The organism is Enterobacter sp. C4G1 (assembly GCF_052886895.1).
Map to the genome: position 1 here is coordinate 1334484 of NZ_JBQVVV010000001.1, position 22636 is coordinate 1357119.

Consider the following 22636-nt stretch of genomic DNA (forward strand, 5'->3'; position numbering starts at 1 on the left):
AATCCGTGAAAGACTTATTAAAGTTTCTGAAAGCGCAAACTAAAACCGAAGAGTTTGATGCGATCAAAATTGCTCTGGCCTCGCCAGACATGATCCGTTCATGGTCTTTTGGTGAAGTTAAAAAGCCAGAAACCATCAACTACCGTACGTTCAAACCTGAGCGTGACGGCCTTTTCTGTGCGCGTATTTTCGGGCCAGTAAAAGATTACGAGTGCCTGTGCGGTAAGTACAAGCGCCTGAAACACCGTGGTGTTATCTGTGAGAAGTGCGGCGTTGAAGTGACCCAGACTAAAGTGCGTCGTGAGCGCATGGGCCACATCGAGCTGGCGTCTCCGACTGCCCACATCTGGTTCCTGAAATCTCTGCCGTCCCGTATCGGTTTGCTGCTGGATATGCCGCTGCGTGATATCGAACGTGTTCTGTACTTCGAATCTTATGTTGTTATCGAAGGCGGTATGACGAATCTGGAACGTAACCAGATTCTGACCGAAGAACAGTATCTGGACGCGCTGGAAGAGTTCGGTGACGAATTCGATGCGAAGATGGGTGCGGAAGCTATCCAGGCCCTGCTGAAGAGCATGGATCTGGAGCAAGAGTGCGAGCAGCTGCGTGAAGAGCTGAACGAAACCAACTCCGAAACCAAGCGTAAAAAGCTGACCAAGCGTATTAAGCTGCTGGAAGCGTTCGTTCAGTCTGGTAACAAACCAGAGTGGATGATCCTGACCGTTCTGCCGGTTCTGCCGCCAGATCTGCGTCCGCTGGTTCCACTGGATGGTGGTCGTTTCGCAACGTCCGATCTGAACGATCTGTACCGTCGCGTCATCAACCGTAACAACCGTCTGAAGCGCCTGCTGGATCTGGCTGCGCCAGATATCATCGTACGCAACGAAAAACGTATGCTGCAGGAAGCGGTAGATGCCCTGCTGGATAACGGTCGTCGCGGTCGTGCGATCACTGGTTCTAACAAACGTCCTCTGAAATCTTTGGCCGATATGATCAAAGGTAAACAGGGTCGTTTCCGTCAGAACCTGCTCGGTAAGCGTGTTGACTACTCCGGTCGTTCTGTAATCACCGTAGGTCCATACCTGCGTCTGCATCAGTGCGGTCTGCCGAAGAAAATGGCACTGGAGCTGTTCAAACCGTTCATCTACGGCAAGCTGGAACTGCGTGGCCTGGCCACCACCATCAAAGCCGCTAAGAAAATGGTTGAGCGTGAAGAAGCTGTCGTTTGGGATATCCTGGACGAAGTTATCCGCGAACACCCGGTACTGCTGAACCGTGCACCAACACTGCACCGTCTGGGTATCCAGGCATTTGAGCCAGTACTGATCGAAGGTAAAGCTATCCAGCTGCACCCGCTGGTTTGTGCGGCCTATAACGCCGACTTCGATGGTGACCAGATGGCTGTTCACGTACCGCTGACGCTGGAAGCCCAGCTCGAAGCGCGTGCGCTGATGATGTCTACCAACAACATCCTGTCTCCAGCGAACGGTGAACCAATCATCGTTCCTTCTCAGGACGTTGTATTGGGTCTGTACTACATGACCCGTGACTGTGTTAACGCCAAAGGCGAAGGCATGGTGCTGACTGGCCCTAAAGAAGCTGAGCGTATTTACCGCGCTGGCCTGGCCTCTCTGCATGCGCGCGTTAAAGTGCGTATCACCGAATTTGAAAAAGATGAAAACGGCGAGTTCGTCGCGAAAACCAGCATTAAGGACACGACCGTTGGCCGTGCCATTCTGTGGATGATCGTGCCGAAAGGTCTGCCTTTCTCCATCGTCAACCAGGCGCTGGGCAAGAAAGCAATCTCCAAAATGCTGAACACCTGTTACCGCATTCTGGGCCTGAAGCCTACCGTTATCTTCGCTGACCAGACAATGTACACCGGCTTTGCTTATGCAGCGCGTTCAGGTGCATCTGTTGGTATTGATGACATGGTCATCCCAGAGAAGAAACACGAAATTATCTCTGAAGCGGAAGCTGAAGTTGCTGAGATCCAGGAGCAGTTCCAGTCTGGTCTGGTAACCGCGGGCGAACGCTATAACAAAGTTATCGATATCTGGGCTGCGGCGAACGATCGTGTATCCAAAGCGATGATGGATAACCTGCAAACCGAAACCGTTATTAACCGTGACGGTGTAGAAGAGCAGCAGGTTTCCTTCAACAGCATCTACATGATGGCCGACTCCGGTGCGCGTGGTTCTGCAGCACAGATTCGTCAGCTGGCAGGTATGCGTGGTCTGATGGCGAAGCCAGATGGCTCCATCATCGAAACGCCAATCACCGCGAACTTCCGTGAAGGTCTGAACGTACTCCAGTACTTCATCTCTACTCACGGTGCTCGTAAAGGTCTGGCGGATACCGCACTGAAAACCGCGAACTCCGGTTATCTGACGCGTCGTCTGGTTGACGTTGCGCAGGATCTGGTTGTTACCGAAGACGATTGTGGCACCCTCGAAGGTATCACCATGACCCCGGTTATCGAGGGTGGTGATGTTAAAGAGCCACTGCGCGATCGCGTTCTGGGTCGTGTAGCCGCGGAAGATATCCTGAAGCCGGGTACCGCAGACATTCTGGTTCCACGCAACACGCTGCTGCACGAGCACTGGTGTGATCTGCTGGAAGCCAACTCTGTTGACTCAGTGAAAGTGCGTTCCGTTGTATCCTGTGACACCGACTTTGGTGTTTGTGCGCACTGCTATGGTCGTGACCTGGCGCGTGGCCACATCATCAACAAAGGTGAAGCAATCGGCGTTATCGCGGCACAGTCAATCGGTGAGCCGGGTACACAGCTGACGATGCGTACGTTCCACATCGGTGGTGCGGCATCTCGTGCGGCTGCTGAATCCAGCATCCAGGTGAAAAACAAAGGTAGCATCAAGCTCAGCAACGCGAAGTCTGTTGTTAACTCCGCAGGCAAGCTGGTTGTGACCTCTCGTAACACCGAGCTGAAGCTGATCGACGAATTCGGTCGTACCAAAGAGAGCTATAAAGTGCCTTACGGTGCTGTTATGGCGAAAGGTGATGGCGAGCAGGTTGCTGGCGGCGAAACCGTAGCGAACTGGGATCCACATACCATGCCGGTTATCACCGAAGTAAGTGGTTTCATCCGCTTCACTGACATGATCGACGGCCAGACCATTACTCGTCAGACTGACGAGCTGACCGGTCTGTCTTCTCTGGTGGTTCTGGATTCTGCTGAACGTACTGCCGGTGGTAAAGATCTGCGTCCTGCACTGAAAATCGTTGATGCTCAGGGTAACGACGTTCTGATCCCAGGCACCGACATGCCTGCGCAGTACTTCCTGCCAGGTAAAGCGATCGTTCAGTTGGAAGATGGCATTCAGATCGGTGCGGGTGATGCTCTGGCGCGTATTCCTCAGGAATCCAGCGGTACCAAGGACATCACCGGTGGTCTGCCACGCGTTGCGGATCTGTTCGAAGCACGTCGTCCGAAAGAGCCTGCAATCCTGGCTGAAATCAGCGGTATCATTTCCTTCGGTAAAGAGACCAAGGGAAACGCCGTCTGGTTATCACTCCAGTAGATGGTAGCGAGCCGTACGAAGAGATGATTCCTAAGTGGCGTCAGCTCAACGTGTTCGAAGGTGAACGTGTAGAACGTGGTGACGTGGTTTCCGATGGTCCAGAAGCGCCGCACGACATTCTGCGTCTTCGTGGCGTACACGCGGTAACGCGTTACATCACCAACGAAGTACAGGACGTTTACCGTCTGCAAGGCGTTAAGATTAACGATAAGCACATCGAAGTTATCGTTCGTCAGATGCTGCGTAAAGCAACCATCGAAAACGCTGGCAGCTCCGACTTCCTGGAAGGCGAGCAGGTTGAATACTCTCGCGTTAAGATCGCTAACCGCGATCTGGAAGCGAACGGCAAAATCGGTGCGACCTTTGCACGTGATCTGCTGGGTATCACCAAAGCGTCTCTGGCAACCGAGTCCTTCATCTCCGCAGCATCGTTCCAGGAGACTACACGTGTCCTGACCGAAGCAGCTGTTGCGGGTAAACGTGATGAACTGCGCGGTCTGAAAGAGAACGTTATCGTGGGTCGTCTGATCCCGGCTGGTACCGGTTATGCGTACCATCAGGATCGTATGCGTCGTCGTGCAGCGGGCGAACTGCCAGCCGCACCGCAGGTCACTGCTGAAGATGCATCCGCGAGCCTGGCAGAACTGCTGAACGCAGGTCTGGGTGGTTCCGACAACGATTAATCGTTGATGCCCGGTGGTGAAAATTGCCGGGCATAGGATCGTAGGTCGGGTAAGCATAGCGCCACCCGACAATAAAAAACCCGCTTCGGCGGGTTTTTTTACATCTGCATGTTTTCAGTTTACCAACGGGATCCGTCGATAAAGCTCAATCATGTCGCCCGCCAGATCCTGGATAACCATCGCGTTCATCAGGTGATCCTGAGAATGAACAGTGATCAGGTTGACCGGAAGCTTCCCGGTGCCTTCATCAAGACCAATCAGCTGCGTCTGGATCGTGTGCGCATGTTTCACATATTCGCGCGACTCTTCCATCGCTTTTTCGGCTTCGGCAAAGTCACCTTTACGAGCCATCTGCAATGCAGTCAGGGCTGCACTGCGCGCTGCGCCCGCATTGACCAGTAATTCCATGATCGTTGTTTCTAAATCTTCCACAGGTCACTCCAGCAGTTTGAGGGCTTTTTCCAGTACGACATCGCCTTTCATCATGCCGTAATCCATCATGTCGATAACCGCGACCTTTTTACCCAGCGGGTCTGCCTGCGCCTGAAGTTTTGCCAGCTCGTATTTTACCTGTGGCCCCAGTAATACGATGTCGGCGGCAGCAATGTTGTCTTTAAACTCCGCAACCGGGACGGCTTTAATGGTTACTTCAACCCCTTTTTTCTGCGCGGCATCTTTCATTCGTTGAACCAGCATACTGGTCGACATTCCCGCTGCACAGCATAAAACGATGTTCTTCATAGTCAGCCTCGATGTACATGTGTTTATTGATAATTATCCCGTGCAGACCGCTTCAACAACCGCTTTACCGCGATTGTGTGTTTGGCATCACAAAGAAATCGGCAATTTTCTGAAACCGGTTACAATTTTACATCTGCAGGCAATATGCCCGTTGAAACGGGCACAGAGAAAGGAGAGGGGTTAGTTATCGGAGGTTTGCAAAATGCGATTTTTACCCTGCTGTTTGGCTTTATAAAGTGCACCATCTACGGTACCAATAAATTGCTCAAGCGGCTCGAAATGCCATTCGCCCAGCCCGGCGCTGAATGTCACGTGCAGATTCTCTTCACGCCATGCGCGCTTCTCCACCGCGATACGCCATGTATCCAGTAACTCGTGAGACAGCGCGAACAGCTCCGAGCGGAAGATAACCGCAAACTCCTCACCGCCGTAGCGATAAACAGAGACGTTATGTGGCTGCATAACCTGAAGCCCTTCACGCGCGACGTTGCGCAGAACGATATCGCCGCTCAAATGTCCCCAGGTGTCATTGATGGATTTGAAGTTATCAATGTCGACCAGCGCCAGGGCAAATGGCTGATGGTTATTGAGCAGCTCAGCAATGTCGTTGTCGAAAGCACGGCGGTTTTTACAGCCTGTCAGCGCATCGTGGGTCGCCTGGCGCACATAGGCAAGTTCCCGTTCTTTGTTTGACTGAATGGTATGGCTGAGCATCGCTTCAAGGCGAGGCGCCGTGCTGACATCCCCGGTTTTGATCGCGTTAATGATGTTCATCAGAACGGTGCGTGAGGCATGACGCAGGTATAAACCAAACAGGATGATAACGAGGCCTGCTAGCGCAAATCCCCAGACGACGATGGATGTCTCATGCTGGGTGATCCCGGTGAGTGTAGAATCAGCCACCCGGTAGATAACAAACCAGTCGGGGTTGGTAAACGAGTAGTAGTAAAACCAGGTTTTGCTTTCCGGGTCATAAAGATGGCCCTCACCGCTGGTCATTTTATCCATCAGCGCTTCGCTGACGTACGGCTTAAAAAGCGCCCCGGTATCAGGGTGCAGCACGACAGTACCATCCCGCTCCACGATAAAAAACTCGCCTTGTACGGGGGCGACCATCTGCCGCAGTGTAAATCCCATTGACGTCAGGTCGAGGTGAAATGCGAGCGTCCCTTTCAGGCGCCCCTCTGGCGAAATAACGGGTTTAAAGAGTGTGACCGTAGGATGTCCGGTGAAGTAATCCATATAAGGATGGGTATAGCGGCTGAAAGTACTGGCTTCTGCCTGGCCGATAAACCACGGGCGGGTGCGGGCATCAAATGTTTTGCTCTTGTCCGTGGGCAGAACTTCCGGGGCGCGCAGATAATGCCCTTGTGTGTCGGCCAGCGAGATGGAAGAGACGGTCGGCATCAGATTCTGAAGATGCATCAATACCTGCAATCCTTCACCTGGATTGGTGTTTATTGTTTGATTCAGCCTGTCGTTACGTGCGAAGAAGGTGGCTGCTCGTCCAAGAATATAGTCATTTTCATGCAGGATGGATTCGGTGTAGATCACCGCAAGGTTGTGGGTGAAGTTTCCGTTAATCTTATGATAATCATTAAGAAAATTACTGCGCTGGGACAGGGTGATAAACACAGCGACCAGAATAAAACTGAGCAGGATCCCCGTGAAACTGACCATAATCGGCCTGGTGAAAGATAGTTTTCTGCTATGAAGTGCCATGAGTTGTAAATCAGTCCAGATGATGTGAGGCGTGAGAGCAATGAGTATCCTCTGAGCATAGTCGCTACCCGGATGTTGGCGGTTAATTATACGCGTAAGGTTTCAATGCAAGATGATTTACCTTAAGAAACGATAATAAATTTCGTATTTATTTGATGAATTAAAATTTTGTTGTAGTGATCAAGAGAAGGCAGGGCGAATCGAGGAAGAAGCTATTCGCCCTGGTCAGCGTCCGTTGCTGACGAAGAGAGCATAAAAAAACCGGGTGATGACTGACAACCACCCGGTTATAACGCTACGAAGCTTCTCGGCAACTTTCTGCACCGTTGCACGGTGTTTCATCGTAATTGCGAAGCGCGCCCAAGCCAGCTGTCCCAGTCTTTCCATACCGGCTGTAACCCTTGTGCTGCAAGCGCATCTGCCACGGCTTCAGGGCGTCGGCCATCGTGGGGCGCAAACTGTTCCAGCTCGGGATGGTCATCGGCATAACCCCCTGGCTGGGTTTTGGAAAAGGCACTGACATTGTTGATAGCCAGCGGGATAACACGGTCGCGAAACGCCGGTGATTCGCGTGTGGAGAGTGACAGTTCCACCTCCGGCGCGAACAGGCGAAATGCACAGATGGTCTGAACAAGCTGGCGTTCATCCATCAGCGAAGCCGGTTCTATTCCCCCTGCGCACGGACGCAAACGTGGGAAAGAGATCGAGTAGCGGCTTTGCCAGTAGTGTTGCTGTAACCACAGCAGGTGCTCCGCCACCATATAGCAATCTACCCGCCAGCTATCAGAAAGCCCAATCAACGCACCCAGCCCGATTTTGTCGATCCCGGCACGTCCAAGCCTGTCTGGCGTCTCCAGCCTGAAGAAAAAATCCTGTTTTTTCCCTTTCAGGTGATGCTGCGCGTACATCGCCTCGTGATAGGTTTCCTGGTAGACCATTACGCCATCAAGCCCCAGGCCTTTAAGCTCGGCGTATTCGTCCTCAGAAAGGGGCTGAACTTCCATCTGTAACGATGAAAACTCGCGGCGAATGGCAGGAAGATGCTGGCGAAAATAGTCCATCCCGACTTTCCCCTGATGCTCTCCGGTTACCAGTAGCAGATGTTCGAATCCCATCTCGCGTATGGCGGCACACTCGCGGGCGATCTCCTGTTCATCCAGCGTTTTGCGTTTGATACGGTTGCTCATGGAAAAACCGCAGTAGGTGCAGTCATTGGCGCACAGGTTAGAGAGATAAAGCGGCACGTAAAAGCTGACCGTGTTGCCAAAACGCTGCCGGGTAAGACGCTGCGCGCGTTGGGCCATCGGCTCCAGATAAGCGCTGGCCGCAGGGGAGAGCAGGGCCATCAGATCCTCACGGGTCAGATGACGGGCATTTAACGCCCGCTCCACATCTGCTGACGTTTTACTGTTGATGCGCAGGCGAATATCGTCCCAGTTGAGCTGCTGCCAGCGGTCGGTAAAAGTGGTCATCAGAGCGCCTCCAGAAAGCCGGTCAGCGGGCTGGTGGCTCGCGCAAGAGGGCTACGTGACCCGGGGCCAGACTGACGTGCCAGCATGCCCGCTTCCACCGCCAGACGAAACGCGCGCGCCATCATCACGGGATCGTCTGCCACGGCAATTGCGGTGTTGACCAGTACGGCATCGGCCCCCATTTCCAGCGCCTGCGCGGCATGGCTCGGAACACCAATACCAGCATCAACTACTACTGGTACGGTTGCCTGTTCAATAATTATCTCCAGCATGGCGCGGGTTTCCAGCCCCTGATTGGAACCAATAGGCGCGCCCAGCGGCATCACGGCGGCACAGCCCACTTCTTCCAGCCGTTTGCACAGTACCGGATCGGCCCCGCAATAGGGCAGAACGGTAAAACCAAGCTGGACCAGTTTTTCGGCGGCTTTCAGGGTTTCGATTGGGTCGGGCAGCAGCCAGCGGGCATCAGGATGAATTTCAAGTTTCAGCCAGGGCGTCCCCAGCGCTTCTCGTGCCAACTGGGCGGCAAAAATCGCCTCTTCTGCGGTTTTTGCTCCGGAGGTGTTTGGCAGCAAGGTCACGCCAGCCGCCAGCAGTGGCCCGAGTATGGCATCGCTGTGATTGCGCAGATCAACGCGCTTCATAGCGAGCGTTACCAGCTGGCTACCACTTTCCTGAATGGCATCGACCATTAGCCGCGGTGACGCGAATTTTCCGGTTCCGGTAAAGAGATGTGAATCAAAGGTTTTGTCGGCAATACGTAACATATCAACCCCCTGCGATAACCTGAAACAGCAGGATGTTGTCGCCTTCGCGCACCTGCTGATGCTCCCACTGCTCACGCGGCAGGATCTGTTGATTAAGTGCCAGAGCTGTTCCCGGCTTCAGTTGGCGCAATTTGTCGAGCAGTATGGCGATGGTGAGCCCATCGTCGCACTTCAGCGGTTCGTCATTAAACAGAATGCGCATTCTGGCCTCCACACACTGGACATTGGCTTGCGCGGTGTAACGCCAGGTGTCGCCAGCCGCCAGAGCGGGCATCAAACAGCCGCAGCGTATTGCGATCCGTCGCCATATCGCTGAGTAACTTAATGGCCTCCAGTGCCTGCAATGCCCCCATTACACCCACCACAGGCCCAAGAATGCCCGCGGTGCGGCAGTTGCGTTCCGGCTCGGCATCGTCTGGCCACAGGCAGCGATAGCACCCCTGCGCCCAGGGCGGCGTGAGCACCATCATTTGCCCACCGAAACCGACCGCACTGGCGGTGATAAGCGGCGTGTTATGTGTTACGCAGGCGGCGTTGATGGCCTGGCGGGTTGCCATATTGTCGGTGCAATCCAGCACAACATCCGCAAGCGCCACTTCGCGTAGCAGGTCTTCACCCGCCAGACGCTCTTGCAGGGCGATAAGTTCGATATCAGGGTTGAGCTGGTTTAGCCGCTGCCGGGTGATACGCGCTTTGGGCTGGTTAATATCGTCGGTGGTAAAAAGGATCTGGCGTTGCAGGTTGCTGAGATGCACGTCGTCGTCGTCCGCCAGCACCAGCGTACCCACGCCCGCTCCAGCCAGATACAGCGCGGCGGGCGTCCCTAATCCTCCCAGCCCGACAACTAACACCCGGCTTTCAAGAAGTTTTTTCTGGCCGTCGATAGCGATATCTTCCAGCAGTATCTGCCGGCTGTAGCGCATAAAGTCGCGATCATTCATCACCTGCTCCTGCCAGCTGTAACAGTTGTTCGGTGGCGGACTGCCAGTCTGCGGCCTGGGTGATGGCGCTGACGACGGCAATACTGCCAACGCCCGTCTCCAGCACAGCCGGAGCCCGTTCAAGGCTAATGCCGCCGATAGCGACGGTGGGATAATCGGTCAGTCGCTGAATATGGACGGCCAACTGCCCAAGACCCTGGGGTGCTGAAGGCATCTGTTTGGTCTGTGTCGGGAAGACGTGGCCAAGTGCGATATACGAAGGGCGAGCGGCCAGTGCAATATCGATCTCCATGTCGTCATGGGTCGAGACGCCAAGACGCAGTCCCGCTTCACGAATGGCCCGGAGATCGGTTTTCTCCAGGTCTTCCTGACCCAGGTGCACGCCGTAAGCCTGGTGCTTAATGGCCAGTCGCCAGTAGTCGTTGATAAACAGGCGGGCGTCATAACGACGCCCCAGTTCAATGGCGGCGACCACATCGGCCTCCACCTCTTCATCACGTTTATCTTTGATACGCAGCTGGATGGTGCGAACGCCTGCCTCCAGCAGGCGCGCAATCCACTCAACGCTATCCACTACCGGGTAAAGCCCTAGCCGAAAGGGAACCGGTGGGAAATCAGGCTGATACATTACGCCTCCTCTTTTTTGAGGTAGATTTCGCCGCCTTTTGCGCGGAAGTTATCTGACATGTCCGCCATGCCCACTTCAATAGCCTGTGCCGCTGCGTAATCACGCACTTCCTGGGTGATTTTCATGGAGCAGAACTTTGGCCCGCACATGGAGCAGAAGTGCGCCACTTTACCGGATTCCTGTGGCAGGGTTTCGTCGTGGTAGGCGCGGGCGGTGAACGGGTCGAGCGCCAGGTTGAACTGATCTTCCCAGCGGAATTCGAAGCGTGCTTTCGACATCGCGTTATCACGGATTTGCGCGCCCGGATGGCCTTTCGCCAGATCCGCTGCGTGGGCGGCAATTTTGTAGGTGATCAGACCCTGTTTGACATCTTCTTTGTTCGGCAGACCGAGGTGCTCTTTCGGCGTTACGTAGCAGAGCATGGCGCAGCCGAACCAGCCGATCATCGCCGCGCCAATCCCGGAGGTGAAGTGGTCGTAGCCTGGCGCGATATCTGTGGTCAATGGCCCCAGAGTATAGAACGGCGCTTCGTGGCAGTGCTCCAGCTCTTCGGTCATGTTGCGGCGGATCATCTGCATAGGGACATGTCCCGGTCCTTCAATCATCACCTGCACGTCATACTCCCAGGCGATTTTGGTCAGTTCGCCCAGCGTATGCAGTTCGGCAAACTGCGCTTCGTCGTTGGCATCCTGAATCGAGCCTGGACGCAGGCCATCGCCCAGTGAGAGCGAAACGTCGTAGGCCGCGCAGATTTCGCAAATCTCGCGGAAGTGCTGGTACAGGAAGTTTTCCTGATGGTGCGACAGGCACCATTTGGCCATGATTGAGCCGCCGCGCGAGACAATCCCGGTCAGGCGTTTAGCGGTCATCGGCACATAACGCAGCAGCACACCGGCGTGGATGGTGAAATAGTCCACACCCTGTTCAGCCTGCTCCAGCAGCGTATCGCGGAAGGCTTCCCAGGTGAGGTTTTCGGCGATGCCGTTCACTTTTTCCAGCGCCTGATAAATGGGCACAGTACCAATCGGTACCGGGCTGTTACGCAGGATCCACTCGCGGGTTTCGTGGATGTAACGCCCGGTAGAGAGGTCCATCACCGTGTCTGCACCCCAGCGGGTAGACCAGACCAGTTTTTCCACCTCTTCTTCAATGGAGGAGGTCACCGCCGAGTTACCAATGTTGGCGTTGACCTTCACCAGGAAGTTACGCCCGATGATCATCGGCTCTGATTCTGGGTGGTTGATGTTCGCTGGGATAATGGCGCGCCCGGCGGCCACTTCGTCACGCACAAATTCCGGGGTGATATTTCCCGGCAGACGCGCGCCGAAACCTTCTCCTGGATGCTGGTGGCGCAGCACTTCACCGCGAATACGTTCACGTCCCATATTTTCGCGGATGGCGATGAACTCCATTTCCGGCGTGACGATACCCTGGCGCGCATAGTGTAGCTGGGTTACGCATTTGCCTGCTGAGGCGCGTTTCGGGGTCAGCAGGCCGGTGAAGCGCAGCTCGTCCAGACCGTCGTCGGCCAGGCGCTCTTTGGTATATGCGGAGCTTTGCTCGTTGAGTTCTTCGCTGTCATTACGGGCGTCAATCCACGGCTGGCGCAGCTTTGCCAGACCCTGCTGAACGTTGATCGCAATCTCAGGATCGCCATACGGGCCAGAGGTGTCATACACCGGGATCGCTTCGTTATCTTCAAACTGCGGATCCTCTTTGCTGCCGCCAATGAGCGTTGGGCTAAGCTGGATTTCACGCATCGGGACGCGGATATCCGCCTGAGAGCCGGTAATATAAATGCGGTTTGAGTTCGGGAAAGCGGTGCCTTCCAGGGTGTCGATGAAGTGTTGTGCTTGTGCGCGTTGTTCGCGACGGGTCAGTTTAGTGGTAGACATAGCTCATTCCAAAAGTGAAGGACATGGCTTGTCAGACGACGGATGAAGCAAGAGGAGATCGCCCAGGGGCGATACAACAGCAGTGTGACTCTTGTTCCCTTCGCAGGTATTAGCCTGATCAGGTTCCGCGGATCCCGAATTAACGGTCTCAGCCCGCGTTTTTGCAAACGCTGGGCACTCCGACAAGAAAAATCCCCCTCGTGAGAGGGGCGAATGTTTGTAAATTACTCGTTAACGATTAAGAACTCAAGCAGGCCGCGCGATGTTCTCTTCGTTACTGATGTTCAAATCGTTGTCCAGCGCGAGGGCGATCAGTTTATCTTCCAGCGTAAATCGCTCTTCCAGGGCTTCGCCAAGATCGGACAGCGCCTGCTGGAACTCAAGATAGTTATCGTGATCAATAGCGTTCTCAAGCGTGGAGTCGTAGTAGTCCATAATCTGCTGAGTGTTGGCTTCCAGCAGCGGATAGAGTTTGCTGGCCGCTAAATACGGCGTTGTCCCTTCCATTTCGCGGATAATACGTTCATAAATATTGAAATGGCCGTCGGACAAGTAGTCGACCAGGCTCTGACAAAAATCATCCAGCGCTTTTTCGTTCAGGCGCATGTAGGATTCTTTGCCAGGCTTAATACCGACCAGATTGTAATAAGCCACGAGCAGATGCTTGCGTACATGTAGCCAGCGATCCACCAGTTTGTTACTTCCTCCAACGCGCTCTGTCAGGCTTTCCAGCTGGTTTAACATGTTCGACTCCGCAAGGTTTAGAATTGAATCTGCTTACCCAAAATTTAACCACGATGCTAACAACATGTCAGTGAAGCGAAGGTAGTGCAATAGATATGGATCGTATTATTGAAAAATCAGATCTCGGTTGGTGGTTAGTCAGTCACGAACAAAAATTATGGTTGCCCGCAGGGGAAATACCCTATGGCGCGGCAGAAAAATTCGATCTTGTGGGCCAACCTGCGCTGAGGATCGGCGAGTGGCAGGGCGATCCTGTGTGGATGATCCAGCAGGCCCGCCGTCAGGATATGGGATCGGTTCGTCAGGTACTCGATCTTGATGTCGGGCTGTTCCAGCTGGCTGGCCGCGGTGTGCAGCTGGCGGAGTTTTACCGTTCGCATAAATACTGCGGCTATTGCGGCCATACCATGCATCCGAGCAAAACCGAATGGGCGATGCTGTGCAGCCATTGCCGGGAACGTTACTACCCGCAAATTGCGCCGTGCATCATTGTCGCTATCCGCCGGGAAGATTCGATCCTGCTGGCGCAACACACCCGCCATCGCAACGGCGTACATACCGTGTTAGCCGGATTCGTTGAAGTGGGTGAGACGCTGGAGCAGGCAGTAGCACGCGAAGTCATGGAAGAGAGCGGGATTACGGTGAAAAACCTGCGCTATGTCACCTCACAGCCGTGGCCGTTCCCGCAATCACTGATGACCGCGTTTATGGCCGAATACGACAGCGGCGAGATCGTTATCGACCAGAAAGAGCTGCTGGAGGCGAACTGGTATCGTTACGACGATTTACCGCTGTTACCGCCACCGGGCACCGTGGCGCGCCGGCTTATTGAAGATACCGTAGCAATGTGTCGGGCTGATGCTGAGTGACATGTTACACTGAGGCCATGACGCTTAAGGAACTGCAAAAATGACCGAACTGAAGAACGATCGTTATCTGCGTGCGCTGCTGCGCCAGCCCGTTGATGTCACTCCGGTGTGGATGATGCGCCAGGCTGGCCGCTATCTCCCGGAGTACAAAGCCACCCGTGCCCAGGCGGGGGATTTTATGTCGCTGTGCAAAAACGCGGAACTGGCTTGCGAAGTGACGCTCCAGCCGCTGCGACGTTATCCACTGGACGCGGCGATCCTCTTTTCGGACATTCTGACTATCCCTGATGCCATGGGTCTTGGCTTGTATTTCGAAACCGGCGAAGGCCCGCGTTTCACTTCCCCGATTAAGAGCAAAGCGGATGTCGATAAGCTGCCTGTTCCCGATCCTGAAGGTGAACTGGGCTACGTGATGAATGCGGTACGCACTATCCGCCGCGAGCTGAAAGGCGAAGTGCCGCTGATTGGCTTCTCCGGCAGCCCGTGGACGCTGGCGACTTACATGGTTGAAGGCGGCAGCAGCAAAGCCTTTACCGTGATCAAAAAGATGATGTATGCCGAGCCACTGGCGCTGCACGCGCTGCTCGACAAGCTGGCGAAGAGCGTCACGCTGTATCTGAATGCTCAAATTAAAGCGGGTGCGCAGTCAGTGATGATTTTCGATACCTGGGGTGGTGTGCTGACCGGGCGCGATTATCAGCAATTCTCGCTCTATTACATGCACAAAATTGTTGATGGTCTGCTGCGCGAAAATGAAGGCCGCCGCGTGCCGGTAACGCTGTTCACCAAAGGTGGCGGTCAGTGGCTCGAAGCGATGGCAGCAACAGGCTGTGACGCGCTTGGGCTGGACTGGACGACCGATATCGCCGATGCACGTCGCCGCGTGGGCGACAAAGTGGCGCTGCAAGGCAATATGGACCCATCCATGCTGTATGCACCGCCTGCACGTATCGAAGAAGAGGTCGCAACTATTCTGGCGGGCTTTGGTCAGGGTGAAGGCCACGTCTTTAACCTCGGTCACGGTATTCATCAGGATGTGCCGCCAGAGCACGCGGGTGCGTTTGTGGAGGCGGTACACCGGTTGTCTGCGCAGTACCACAAGTAAGGGATAGCTATGGATCTCGCGTCATTACGCGCTCATCAGTTGGAACTGGCATCATCGGTGATCCGCGAAGATCAACTCGATAAGAACCCGCCGCAGTATATTGGCGGTGCCGATGTGGGGTTTGAGCAGGGCGGGGAGGTGACGCGAGCCGCGATGGTGGTACTGAAGTACCCTTCGCTGGAGCTGGTGGAATACAAGGTAGCGCGTATCGCTACCACCATGCCTTACATTCCAGGTTTTCTCTCCTTTCGTGAATATCCCGCGCTGCTGGTCGCGTGGGAGCTCCTCTCGCAAAAACCTGACCTGTTGTTCGTTGACGGGCACGGTATTTCTCATCCGCGCCGGTTGGGTGTTGCCAGCCATTTTGGCCTGCTGGTGGATGTGCCAACGATAGGTGTCGCCAAAAAGCGCCTGTACGGTGCGTTTGAGCCTCTTTCTGCCGAAGCGGGCGCCCTCGGCCCCCTGATGGATAAAGGCGAGCAGCTGGCATGGGTCTGGCGCAGTAAAGCGCGCTGTAATCCGCTGTTTATCGCCACCGGGCACCGGGTCAGTATGGACAGTGCGCTAACGTGGGTGCAGCGTTGCACAAGAGGATATCGTTTACCGGAGCCAACACGCTGGGCGGATGCCGTTGCATCACAGCGACCGGCTTTTATTCGCTGGCAGGAAATTCAGCGATGATTCAGGTAAACTGCCGCTAATTTCCGATTCGAGACATCATCATGTTACAAAACCCGATTCATCTGCGCCTTGAGAAGCTGGAAAGCTGGCAGCACGTCACTTTTATGGCTTGCCTGTGCGAGCGCATGTATCCCAACTACGCCGCGTTCTGCAAGCAGACGGAATTTGGTGATGGCCATATCTATCGCCGTATTCTGGATCTCATCTGGGAAACGCTGACCGTCAAAGACGCGAAGGTGAACTTCGACTCTCAGCTTGAAAAGCTGGAAGAGGCCATTCCGGTAGCGGATGATTTCGACTTGTACGGTGTCTATCCGGCAATTGATGCCTGCGTGGCATTAAGTGAACTGATTCACTCCCGTCTGAGTGGCGAAACCCTGGAGCACGCCATTGAAGTCAGTAAGGCATCGATTACTACCGTTGCGATGCTGGAAATGACCCAGGAAGGTCGCGAAATGACCGATGAAGAACTGCGAGCGAACCCCGCAGTTGAGCAGGAATGGGATATTCAGTGGGAGATTTTCCGATTACTGGCAGAGTGCGAAGAACGCGATATTGAGCTGATCAAAGGGCTTCGTGCGGACTTACGTGAGGCCGCCGAGAGCAATATTGGTATAATTTTTAACCAATGAGTCAACAAAACGTGATTTAACGCCTGTTTTGTCACTCCTCGACTCTTCCCTTTCGCCCCCCGTCTGGTCTACATTTGGGGGGCGAAAAAAAGTGGCTATCGGTGCGTGTATGCAGGAGAGTGCTTTTTTGGCATTTTCGTCGCACTCGATGCTTAGCAAGCGATAAACACATTGAAAGGATAACTTATGAACAAGACTCAACTGATTGATGTAATTGCGGACAAGGCTGATCTGTCTAAAGTGCAGGCTAAAGCTGCTCTGGAATCTACCCTGGCTGCTATTACTGAGTCTCTGAAAGAAGGCGATGCTGTACAACTGGTTGGTTTCGGTACCTTCAAAGTGAACCACCGCGCTGAGCGTACTGGCCGCAACCCGCAGACCGGTAAAGAAATCAAAATCGCCGCAGCTAACGTGCCGGCATTTGTTTCTGGTAAAGCACTGAAAGACGCTGTTAAGTAAGACGCGTGGCAGTGAACAGTTTTAACGAAGGGGCGGTAACGCCCCTTTTGTCTGTCTGGCGTGGTGCACTCGCGCTGGCCGGCGTGCTGTTGCTGTCAGCCTGTAGCCATGACTCCTCTCTGCCACCGTTTACCGGCAGCGGCTACGCTGACAACCAGGGAGCAGTCAGGATATGGCGCAAAGATTCTGGCGGGGAAGTTCATCTTCTCTCTGCCTTCAGCCCGTGGCATAGCGGCGATACCTCAACCGCTGAGTACCGCTGGCAAGACGACACCCTGTCGCTTATCGAGCTGAATATCTACAGTAAGACTCCCGAACATGTCCGTGTGCGTTTCGACGACCATGGCGAGCTGAGTTTTATGCAGCGTGAAGTGAGTGGGCAAAAGCAGCAACTTTCCAGCGATCAAATCGCCCTCTATAAATACCGTGCTGAACAAATTCGTCAGACCAGCGATGCGCTGCGTCAGGGACGTGTCGTGCTGCGTCAGGGACGCTGGCATGTGGATGGTACGGTCACCACCTGCGAAGGGCAGACGGTGAAGCCTGAACTTGAAACCTGGGCCATACAACATATTCAACGTCGACAGCAAAAGTCGTCGGTTGAAGTGAGTGTATCCTGGCTGGAAGCACCGGAAGGATCTCAGCTGCTGCTGGTGGCGAACGAAGATTTCTGCACCTGGCAGCCGATGGAGAAGAGTTTCTGACGTAATTTCCCTCTCCCGGTGGGAGAGGGTTAGGGTGAGGGGGTATTACTCGCCCTGCTCACGTGCTATCGCGCGATAACCAATATCCCGGCGGCTGAAGCTACCGTTCCAGTGAATATCTGCCATCAACGCATACGCACGCTTTTGAGCCTCTGCGACGGTATTGCCAAGCGCAGTCGCGCACAGCACGCGGCCACCGTTGGTCAGCACGCGATCGTCATCAGACAGTTTCGTCCCCGCATGGAATACCTTACCGCCTTCAGTCTCTTCCAGCGGCAGACCGTGGATTTCGTCACCGGTGTTGTAGTTACCCGGATAACCGCCTGCAGCAATCACCACGCCCAGAGAAGCACGTTCGTCCCACTCGGAGTTTTTCTCGTCCAGCTTGCCTTCGCAGGCCGCCAGACACAGATCAACCAGATCGGATTTCATGCGCAGCATGATCGGCTGAGTTTCAGGATCGCCAAAGCGACAGTTGAACTCGATAACCTTCGGATTACCCTGCTTGTCGATCATCAGGCCCGCATAGAGGAAACCGGTGTAGGTGTTACCTTCGGCCGCCATGCCTTTTACGGTTGGCCAGATAATGCGATCCATCGTGCGCTGATGCACGTCATCAGTCACGACCGGAGCCGGGGAGTACGCGCCCATACCGCCAGTATTCGGGCCGGTATCCGCATCGCCAACACGTTTGTGATCCTGGCTGGTGGCCATTGGCAGTACGTGCTCGCCGTCGACCATCACGATAAAGCTCGCCTCTTCACCGTCGAGGAACTCCTCGATAACAATACGGTGGCCAGCGTCACCAAACGCGTTGCCTGCCAGCATATCCTGGACTGCAGCTTCTGCTTCTTCGAGGGTCATCGCCACGATAACACCTTTACCGGCAGCCAGGCCGTCGGCTTTAATAACAATCGGCGCGCCTTTTTCACGCAGATAAGCCAGGGCTGGCTCAACTTCCGTGAAGTTCTGGTATTCCGCAGTGGGAATATTGTGGCGAGCGAGGAAATCTTTGGTGAACGCTTTGGAGCCTTCGAGCTGCGCGGCGCCTTCGGTTGGACCGAAGATTTTCAGGCCCGCAGCGCGGAATGCATCAACCACGCCAATCACCAGCGGAGCTTCCGGGCCAACGATAGTCAGGTCGATCTTTTCGTTCTGGGCAAAGCTCAGCAGCGCCGGGATATCGGTTACGCCGATAGCCACGTTTTGCAGCGCAGGCTCCAGCGCCGTACCGGCGTTGCCTGGCGCGACAAAGACGGTTTTCACCAGCGGGGATTGTGTTGCTTTCCACGCCAGAGCGTGCTCGCGCCCGCCGTTACCAATCACTAATACTTTCATTGTCTGCTCCGTGGATTAATGGCGGAAGTGGCGCATGTCGGTGAAGATCATCGCAATGCCGTGTTCATCGGCTGCGGCAATCACTTCGTCGTCACGAATGGAACCGCCAGGCTGGATCACACAGGTGATACCTACAGCTGCGGCAGCATCGATACCGTCACGGAACGGGAAGAAGGCGTCAGACGCCATGGCGGAGCCTTTCACTTCCAGACCTTCGTCACCTGCTTTGATGCCGGCGATTTTGGCAGAATAAACGCGGCTCATCTGGCCTGCGCCTATTCCGATGGTCATGTTCTCTTTTGCATAAACAATGGCGTTGGATTTCACGAACTTCGCCACTTTCCAGCAGAACAGCGCATCACGCAGTTCCTGCTCGGTTGGCTGGCGCTTAGTTACAACGCGCAGATCACCCGCCGTGACCATACCCAGATCGCGATCCTGAACCAGCAGGCCGCCGTTCACGCGTTTGAAGTCCAGGCCTGATACGCGCTCAGCCCACTGACCGCAAACCAGCACGCGCACGTTCTGTTTTGCGGCGGTGATTTTCAGGGCTTCTTCCGTGGCAGATGGCGCGATGATCACTTCAACAAACTGACGGGAGATGATGGCCTGTGCGGTTTCAGCATCCAGTTCGCGGTTGAAAGCAATAATGCCGCCGAATGCAGAGGTCGGGTCAGTTTTATAAGCGCGATCGTAGGCATCCAGAATAGAGGTGCTTACCGCCACGCCGCATGGGTTTGCGTGCTTCACAATAACGCAGGCTGGCTCGCTGAACTCTTTCACACATTCCAGCGCGGCATCGGTGTCGGCAATGTTGTTATAAGAGAGCGCTTTGCCCTGAACCTGTTGTGCAGTCGCCACAGATGCTTCTTTTACTTCTTCTTCTATATAGAAGGCAGCCTGCTGGTGGCTGTTCTCACCGTAACGCATATCCTGCTTCTTAATGAAGTTCAGGTTCAGGGTACGTGGGAAGCGACCAGACGGCTCACGGCTTTCGCCATGATAAGCCGGCACCAGGCTACCGAAGTAGTTGGCGATCATGCTGTCGTAAGCGGCGGTGTGTTCGAAAGCTTTAATGGCGAGGTCGAAACGCGTATCCAGAGTCAGGGAGCCTTCGTTGGCATCCATCTCATTAATAATGGCAGCGTAGTCGTTGCTCTTAACCACGATGGCAACATCTTTATGGTTCTTGGCAGCGGAGCGCACCATGGTTGGGCCACCGATATCAATATTCTCTACTGCATCTTCCAGAGAGCAGCCTTCGCGGGCAACGGTCTGGGCAAATGGGTAGAGGTTAACAACAACCATGTCGATCGGCGCAATATCATGTTGTTCCATAATACCGTCATCCTGGCCGCGACGGCCAAGGATACCGCCATGCACTTTCGGGTGCAGAGTTTTCACGCGTCCATCCATCATTTCCGGGAAACCGGTGTAATCGGACACTTCGGTAACCGGCAAGCCTTTATCTGCTAACAGGCGAGCAGTTCCGCCAGTAGAAAGCAGCTCTACACCACGTGCAGAAAGTGCCTGAGCGAATTCGACGATACCGGCTTTATCAGAAACACTGAGCAGAGCGCGGCGGATTGGACGACGTTGTTGCATGGTAAATCCCCTGGATTTCACGATTACAGTGAGCGTTAGATGAATTTTCCACAAAAAAACTCAGCTAACACCCCTAACGGGACATCCTTGTCAGGCGCGAGCATTTTAACGAAAACGTTTGCGCAACGCTCGCGAATTTTCACTTTTTCGTAGTATTGTGGATAAGTCTGTGTGTAAAAAGGTATAAGGCGGGGTTTTGCTGTGGAATGCAGCAGTCAGTCATTTTTCTGCAATTTTTCTATTGCGGCCTGCGGAGAACTCCCTATAATGCGCCTCCATCGACACGGCGGATGTGAATCACTTCACAAACAACCCGGTCGGTTGAAGAGAAAAAATCCTGAAATAACGGGTTGACTCTGAAAGAGGAAAGCGTAATATACGCCACCTCGCAACGGTGAGCTGAAAGCCACGTTGCAACTGCTCTTTAACAATTTATCAGACAATCTGTGTGGGCACTCAAAGTGACATGGATTCTTAACGTCGCAAGACGATAAATGAATACCAAGTCTCTGAGTGAACATACGTAATTCATTACGAAGTTTAATTCACGAGCATCAAACTTAAATTGAAGAGTTTGATCATGGCTCAGATTGAACGCTGGCGGCAGGCCTAACACATGCAAGTCGAGCGGTAACACAGGGAGCTTGCTCCTGGGTGACGAGCGGCGGACGGGTGAGTAATGTCTGGGAAACTGCCTGATGGAGGGGGATAACTACTGGAAACGGTAGCTAATACCGCATAACGTCGCAAGACCAAAGAGGGGGACCTTCGGGCCTCTTGCCATCAGATGTGCCCAGATGGGATTAGCTAGTAGGTGGGGTAATGGCTCACCTAGGCGACGATCCCTAGCTGGTCTGAGAGGATGACCAGCCACACTGGAACTGAGACACGGTCCAGACTCCTACGGGAGGCAGCAGTGGGGAATATTGCACAATGGGCGCAAGCCTGATGCAGCCATGCCGCGTGTATGAAGAAGGCCTTCGGGTTGTAAAGTACTTTCAGCGAGGAGGAAGGCATTAAGGTTAATAACCTTGGTGATTGACGTTACTCGCAGAAGAAGCACCGGCTAACTCCGTGCCAGCAGCCGCGGTAATACGGAGGGTGCAAGCGTTAATCGGAATTACTGGGCGTAAAGCGCACGCAGGCGGTCTGTCAAGTCGGATGTGAAATCCCCGGGCTCAACCTGGGAACTGCATTCGAAACTGGCAGGCTAGAGTCTTGTAGAGGGGGGTAGAATTCCAGGTGTAGCGGTGAAATGCGTAGAGATCTGGAGGAATACCGGTGGCGAAGGCGGCCCCCTGGACAAAGACTGACGCTCAGGTGCGAAAGCGTGGGGAGCAAACAGGATTAGATACCCTGGTAGTCCACGCCGTAAACGATGTCGACTTGGAGGTTGTTCCCTTGAGGAGTGGCTTCCGGAGCTAACGCGTTAAGTCGACCGCCTGGGGAGTACGGCCGCAAGGTTAAAACTCAAATGAATTGACGGGGGCCCGCACAAGCGGTGGAGCATGTGGTTTAATTCGATGCAACGCGAAGAACCTTACCTACTCTTGACATCCAGAGAACTTAGCAGAGATGCTTTGGTGCCTTCGGGAACTCTGAGACAGGTGCTGCATGGCTGTCGTCAGCTCGTGTTGTGAAATGTTGGGTTAAGTCCCGCAACGAGCGCAACCCTTATCCTTTGTTGCCAGCGGTTCGGCCGGGAACTCAAAGGAGACTGCCAGTGATAAACTGGAGGAAGGTGGGGATGACGTCAAGTCATCATGGCCCTTACGAGTAGGGCTACACACGTGCTACAATGGCATATACAAAGAGAAGCGACCTCGCGAGAGCAAGCGGACCTCATAAAGTATGTCGTAGTCCGGATTGGAGTCTGCAACTCGACTCCATGAAGTCGGAATCGCTAGTAATCGTAGATCAGAATGCTACGGTGAATACGTTCCCGGGCCTTGTACACACCGCCCGTCACACCATGGGAGTGGGTTGCAAAAGAAGTAGGTAGCTTAACCTTCGGGAGGGCGCTTACCACTTTGTGATTCATGACTGGGGTGAAGTCGTAACAAGGTAACCGTAGGGGAACCTGCGGTTGGATCACCTCCTTACCT

18 protein-coding genes, 1 rRNA gene, 1 pseudogene and 1 riboswitch are annotated in these 22636 nt (G+C 54.3%); of the genes and pseudogenes, 8 read left to right on the forward strand and 12 right to left on the reverse strand.

Annotated features, from left to right (window positions below; all coding sequences use genetic code 11):
* Nucleotides 1-5 precede the first annotated feature (5 nt).
* Nucleotides 6-4228: pseudogene (gene rpoC / locus ACT9TW_RS06410) on the forward strand (DNA-directed RNA polymerase subunit beta').
* 114 nt (nucleotides 4229-4342) lie between these two features.
* Here the strand turns inward: rpoC and ACT9TW_RS06415 are convergent.
* From ACT9TW_RS06415 to rsd, 10 genes are all read right to left on the reverse strand, one after another.
* Nucleotides 4343-4660: a PTS lactose/cellobiose transporter subunit IIA gene (locus tag ACT9TW_RS06415; protein WP_061706801.1), complete on the reverse strand. Its 318-nt coding sequence runs from the start codon at nucleotides 4658-4660 to the stop codon at nucleotides 4343-4345.
* A gap of 3 nt (nucleotides 4661-4663) precedes the next feature.
* On the reverse strand, nucleotides 4664-4969 hold the full coding sequence (locus ACT9TW_RS06420; protein ID WP_182063251.1) for a PTS sugar transporter subunit IIB: 306 nt from the start codon (nucleotides 4967-4969) through the stop codon (nucleotides 4664-4666).
* A 180-nt stretch (nucleotides 4970-5149) separates the two neighbouring features.
* Complete coding sequence (locus ACT9TW_RS06425) at nucleotides 5150-6691, reverse strand: sensor domain-containing diguanylate cyclase (protein WP_446491915.1); 1542 nt, start codon at nucleotides 6689-6691, stop codon at nucleotides 5150-5152.
* Between the two features lie 338 nt (nucleotides 6692-7029).
* Nucleotides 7030-8163: a 2-iminoacetate synthase ThiH gene (gene thiH, locus ACT9TW_RS06430; protein WP_446491916.1), complete on the reverse strand. Its 1134-nt coding sequence runs from the start codon at nucleotides 8161-8163 to the stop codon at nucleotides 7030-7032.
* Nucleotides 8163-8930 carry a thiazole synthase gene (gene thiG / locus ACT9TW_RS06435; protein ID WP_446491917.1) on the reverse strand — a complete coding sequence of 256 codons (768 nt, stop codon included), beginning with the start codon at nucleotides 8928-8930 and terminating at the stop codon, nucleotides 8163-8165. Before thiG ends, thiH begins: the two co-directional genes overlap by 1 nt.
* Nucleotide 8931: 1 nt before the next feature.
* Entirely contained in the window at nucleotides 8932-9132 is a 201-nt protein-coding gene (gene thiS, locus ACT9TW_RS06440; RefSeq protein ID WP_182063255.1) for a sulfur carrier protein ThiS, read from the reverse strand.
* Complete coding sequence (locus ACT9TW_RS06445) at nucleotides 9116-9871, reverse strand: HesA/MoeB/ThiF family protein (protein WP_446491918.1); 756 nt, start codon at nucleotides 9869-9871, stop codon at nucleotides 9116-9118. The genes thiS and ACT9TW_RS06445 overlap by 17 nt, the downstream gene beginning before the upstream one ends.
* The gene (gene thiE / locus ACT9TW_RS06450; protein WP_446491919.1) at nucleotides 9864-10499 is read right to left on the reverse strand and encodes a thiamine phosphate synthase; all 636 of its coding nucleotides are present in this window, start codon (nucleotides 10497-10499) and stop codon (nucleotides 9864-9866) included. Before thiE ends, ACT9TW_RS06445 begins: the two co-directional genes overlap by 8 nt.
* A complete protein-coding gene (gene thiC, locus ACT9TW_RS06455; protein ID WP_446491920.1) occupies nucleotides 10499-12394 on the reverse strand; it encodes a phosphomethylpyrimidine synthase ThiC in 1896 nt (631 codons plus the stop codon). The genes thiE and thiC overlap by 1 nt, the downstream gene beginning before the upstream one ends.
* Before the next feature lie 78 nt (nucleotides 12395-12472).
* Nucleotides 12473-12586: riboswitch (TPP riboswitch) on the reverse strand.
* A gap of 54 nt (nucleotides 12587-12640) precedes the next feature.
* The gene (gene rsd / locus ACT9TW_RS06460; RefSeq protein WP_182063259.1) at nucleotides 12641-13138 is read right to left on the reverse strand and encodes a sigma D regulator; all 498 of its coding nucleotides are present in this window, start codon (nucleotides 13136-13138) and stop codon (nucleotides 12641-12643) included.
* A gap of 95 nt (nucleotides 13139-13233) precedes the next feature.
* Here rsd and nudC point away from each other — a divergent pair, with 95 nt between their 5' ends.
* The 6 genes from nudC to ACT9TW_RS06490 all read left to right on the forward strand — a co-directional run bounded on the left by nudC (nucleotide 13234) and on the right by ACT9TW_RS06490 (nucleotide 17588).
* Nucleotides 13234-14007 carry an NAD(+) diphosphatase gene (gene nudC, locus ACT9TW_RS06465; protein WP_446491921.1) on the forward strand — a complete coding sequence of 258 codons (774 nt, stop codon included), beginning with the start codon at nucleotides 13234-13236 and terminating at the stop codon, nucleotides 14005-14007.
* Nucleotides 14008-14047: 40 nt separating this feature from the next.
* Complete coding sequence (gene hemE, locus ACT9TW_RS06470; protein ID WP_446491922.1) at nucleotides 14048-15112, forward strand: uroporphyrinogen decarboxylase; 1065 nt, start codon at nucleotides 14048-14050, stop codon at nucleotides 15110-15112.
* A gap of 9 nt (nucleotides 15113-15121) precedes the next feature.
* Nucleotides 15122-15793, forward strand: a complete 672-nt coding sequence (nfi, locus tag ACT9TW_RS06475; protein WP_446491923.1) for a deoxyribonuclease V — start codon at nucleotides 15122-15124, stop codon at nucleotides 15791-15793.
* Between the two features lie 41 nt (nucleotides 15794-15834).
* On the forward strand, nucleotides 15835-16425 hold the full coding sequence (locus tag ACT9TW_RS06480) for a YjaG family protein (RefSeq protein ID WP_014068465.1): 591 nt from the start codon (nucleotides 15835-15837) through the stop codon (nucleotides 16423-16425).
* 186 nt (nucleotides 16426-16611) lie between these two features.
* Nucleotides 16612-16884: a nucleoid-associated protein HU-alpha gene (gene hupA / locus ACT9TW_RS06485; RefSeq protein WP_002445246.1), complete on the forward strand. Its 273-nt coding sequence runs from the start codon at nucleotides 16612-16614 to the stop codon at nucleotides 16882-16884.
* An 11-nt stretch (nucleotides 16885-16895) separates the two neighbouring features.
* Nucleotides 16896-17588: a DUF1481 domain-containing protein gene (locus ACT9TW_RS06490; RefSeq protein WP_446492690.1), complete on the forward strand. Its 693-nt coding sequence runs from the start codon at nucleotides 16896-16898 to the stop codon at nucleotides 17586-17588.
* 45 nt (nucleotides 17589-17633) lie between these two features.
* On the opposite strand, the gene purD is transcribed toward ACT9TW_RS06490, so the two are convergent.
* A complete protein-coding gene (purD, locus tag ACT9TW_RS06495) occupies nucleotides 17634-18926 on the reverse strand; it encodes a phosphoribosylamine--glycine ligase (protein WP_446491924.1) in 1293 nt (430 codons plus the stop codon).
* A 15-nt stretch (nucleotides 18927-18941) separates the two neighbouring features.
* Nucleotides 18942-20531 (reverse strand): bifunctional phosphoribosylaminoimidazolecarboxamide formyltransferase/IMP cyclohydrolase, encoded by a 1590-nt coding sequence (gene purH, locus ACT9TW_RS06500; RefSeq protein WP_182063265.1) that lies wholly within the window; start codon nucleotides 20529-20531, stop codon nucleotides 18942-18944.
* A 562-nt stretch (nucleotides 20532-21093) separates the two neighbouring features.
* On the opposite strand from purH, the gene ACT9TW_RS06505 reads away from it, so the two are divergent.
* Nucleotides 21094-22633 (forward strand): 16S ribosomal RNA (locus ACT9TW_RS06505).
* Nucleotides 22634-22636: the final 3 nt, after the last annotated feature.

Excerpts from the sequence above, each read along its gene's own strand:
- ACT9TW_RS06420 (WP_182063251.1), bottom strand. The coding sequence starts at position 4,969 with ATGAAGAACATCGTTTTATGCTGTGCAGCGGGAATGTCGACCAGTATG.
- ACT9TW_RS06425 (WP_446491915.1), bottom strand. The coding sequence starts at position 6,691 with ATGGCACTTCATAGCAGAAAACTATCTTTCACCAGGCCGATTATGGTC.
- thiH (WP_446491916.1), bottom strand. The coding sequence starts at position 8,163 with ATGACCACTTTTACCGACCGCTGGCAGCAGCTCAACTGGGACGATATT.
- thiG (WP_446491917.1), bottom strand. The coding sequence starts at position 8,930 with ATGTTACGTATTGCCGACAAAACCTTTGATTCACATCTCTTTACCGGA.
- thiS (WP_182063255.1), bottom strand. The coding sequence starts at position 9,132 with ATGCGCATTCTGTTTAATGACGAACCGCTGAAGTGCGACGATGGGCTC.
- ACT9TW_RS06445 (WP_446491918.1), bottom strand. The coding sequence starts at position 9,871 with ATGAATGATCGCGACTTTATGCGCTACAGCCGGCAGATACTGCTGGAA.
- thiE (WP_446491919.1), bottom strand. The coding sequence starts at position 10,499 with ATGTATCAGCCTGATTTCCCACCGGTTCCCTTTCGGCTAGGGCTTTAC.
- thiC (WP_446491920.1), bottom strand. The coding sequence starts at position 12,394 with ATGTCTACCACTAAACTGACCCGTCGCGAACAACGCGCACAAGCACAA.
- rsd (WP_182063259.1), bottom strand. The coding sequence starts at position 13,138 with ATGTTAAACCAGCTGGAAAGCCTGACAGAGCGCGTTGGAGGAAGTAAC.
- nudC (WP_446491921.1), top strand. The coding sequence starts at position 13,234 with ATGGATCGTATTATTGAAAAATCAGATCTCGGTTGGTGGTTAGTCAGT.
- hemE (WP_446491922.1), top strand. The coding sequence starts at position 14,048 with ATGACCGAACTGAAGAACGATCGTTATCTGCGTGCGCTGCTGCGCCAG.
- nfi (WP_446491923.1), top strand. The coding sequence starts at position 15,122 with ATGGATCTCGCGTCATTACGCGCTCATCAGTTGGAACTGGCATCATCG.
- ACT9TW_RS06480 (WP_014068465.1), top strand. The coding sequence starts at position 15,835 with ATGTTACAAAACCCGATTCATCTGCGCCTTGAGAAGCTGGAAAGCTGG.
- hupA (WP_002445246.1), top strand. The coding sequence starts at position 16,612 with ATGAACAAGACTCAACTGATTGATGTAATTGCGGACAAGGCTGATCTG.
- purD (WP_446491924.1), bottom strand. The coding sequence starts at position 18,926 with ATGAAAGTATTAGTGATTGGTAACGGCGGGCGCGAGCACGCTCTGGCG.
- purH (WP_182063265.1), bottom strand. The coding sequence starts at position 20,531 with ATGCAACAACGTCGTCCAATCCGCCGCGCTCTGCTCAGTGTTTCTGAT.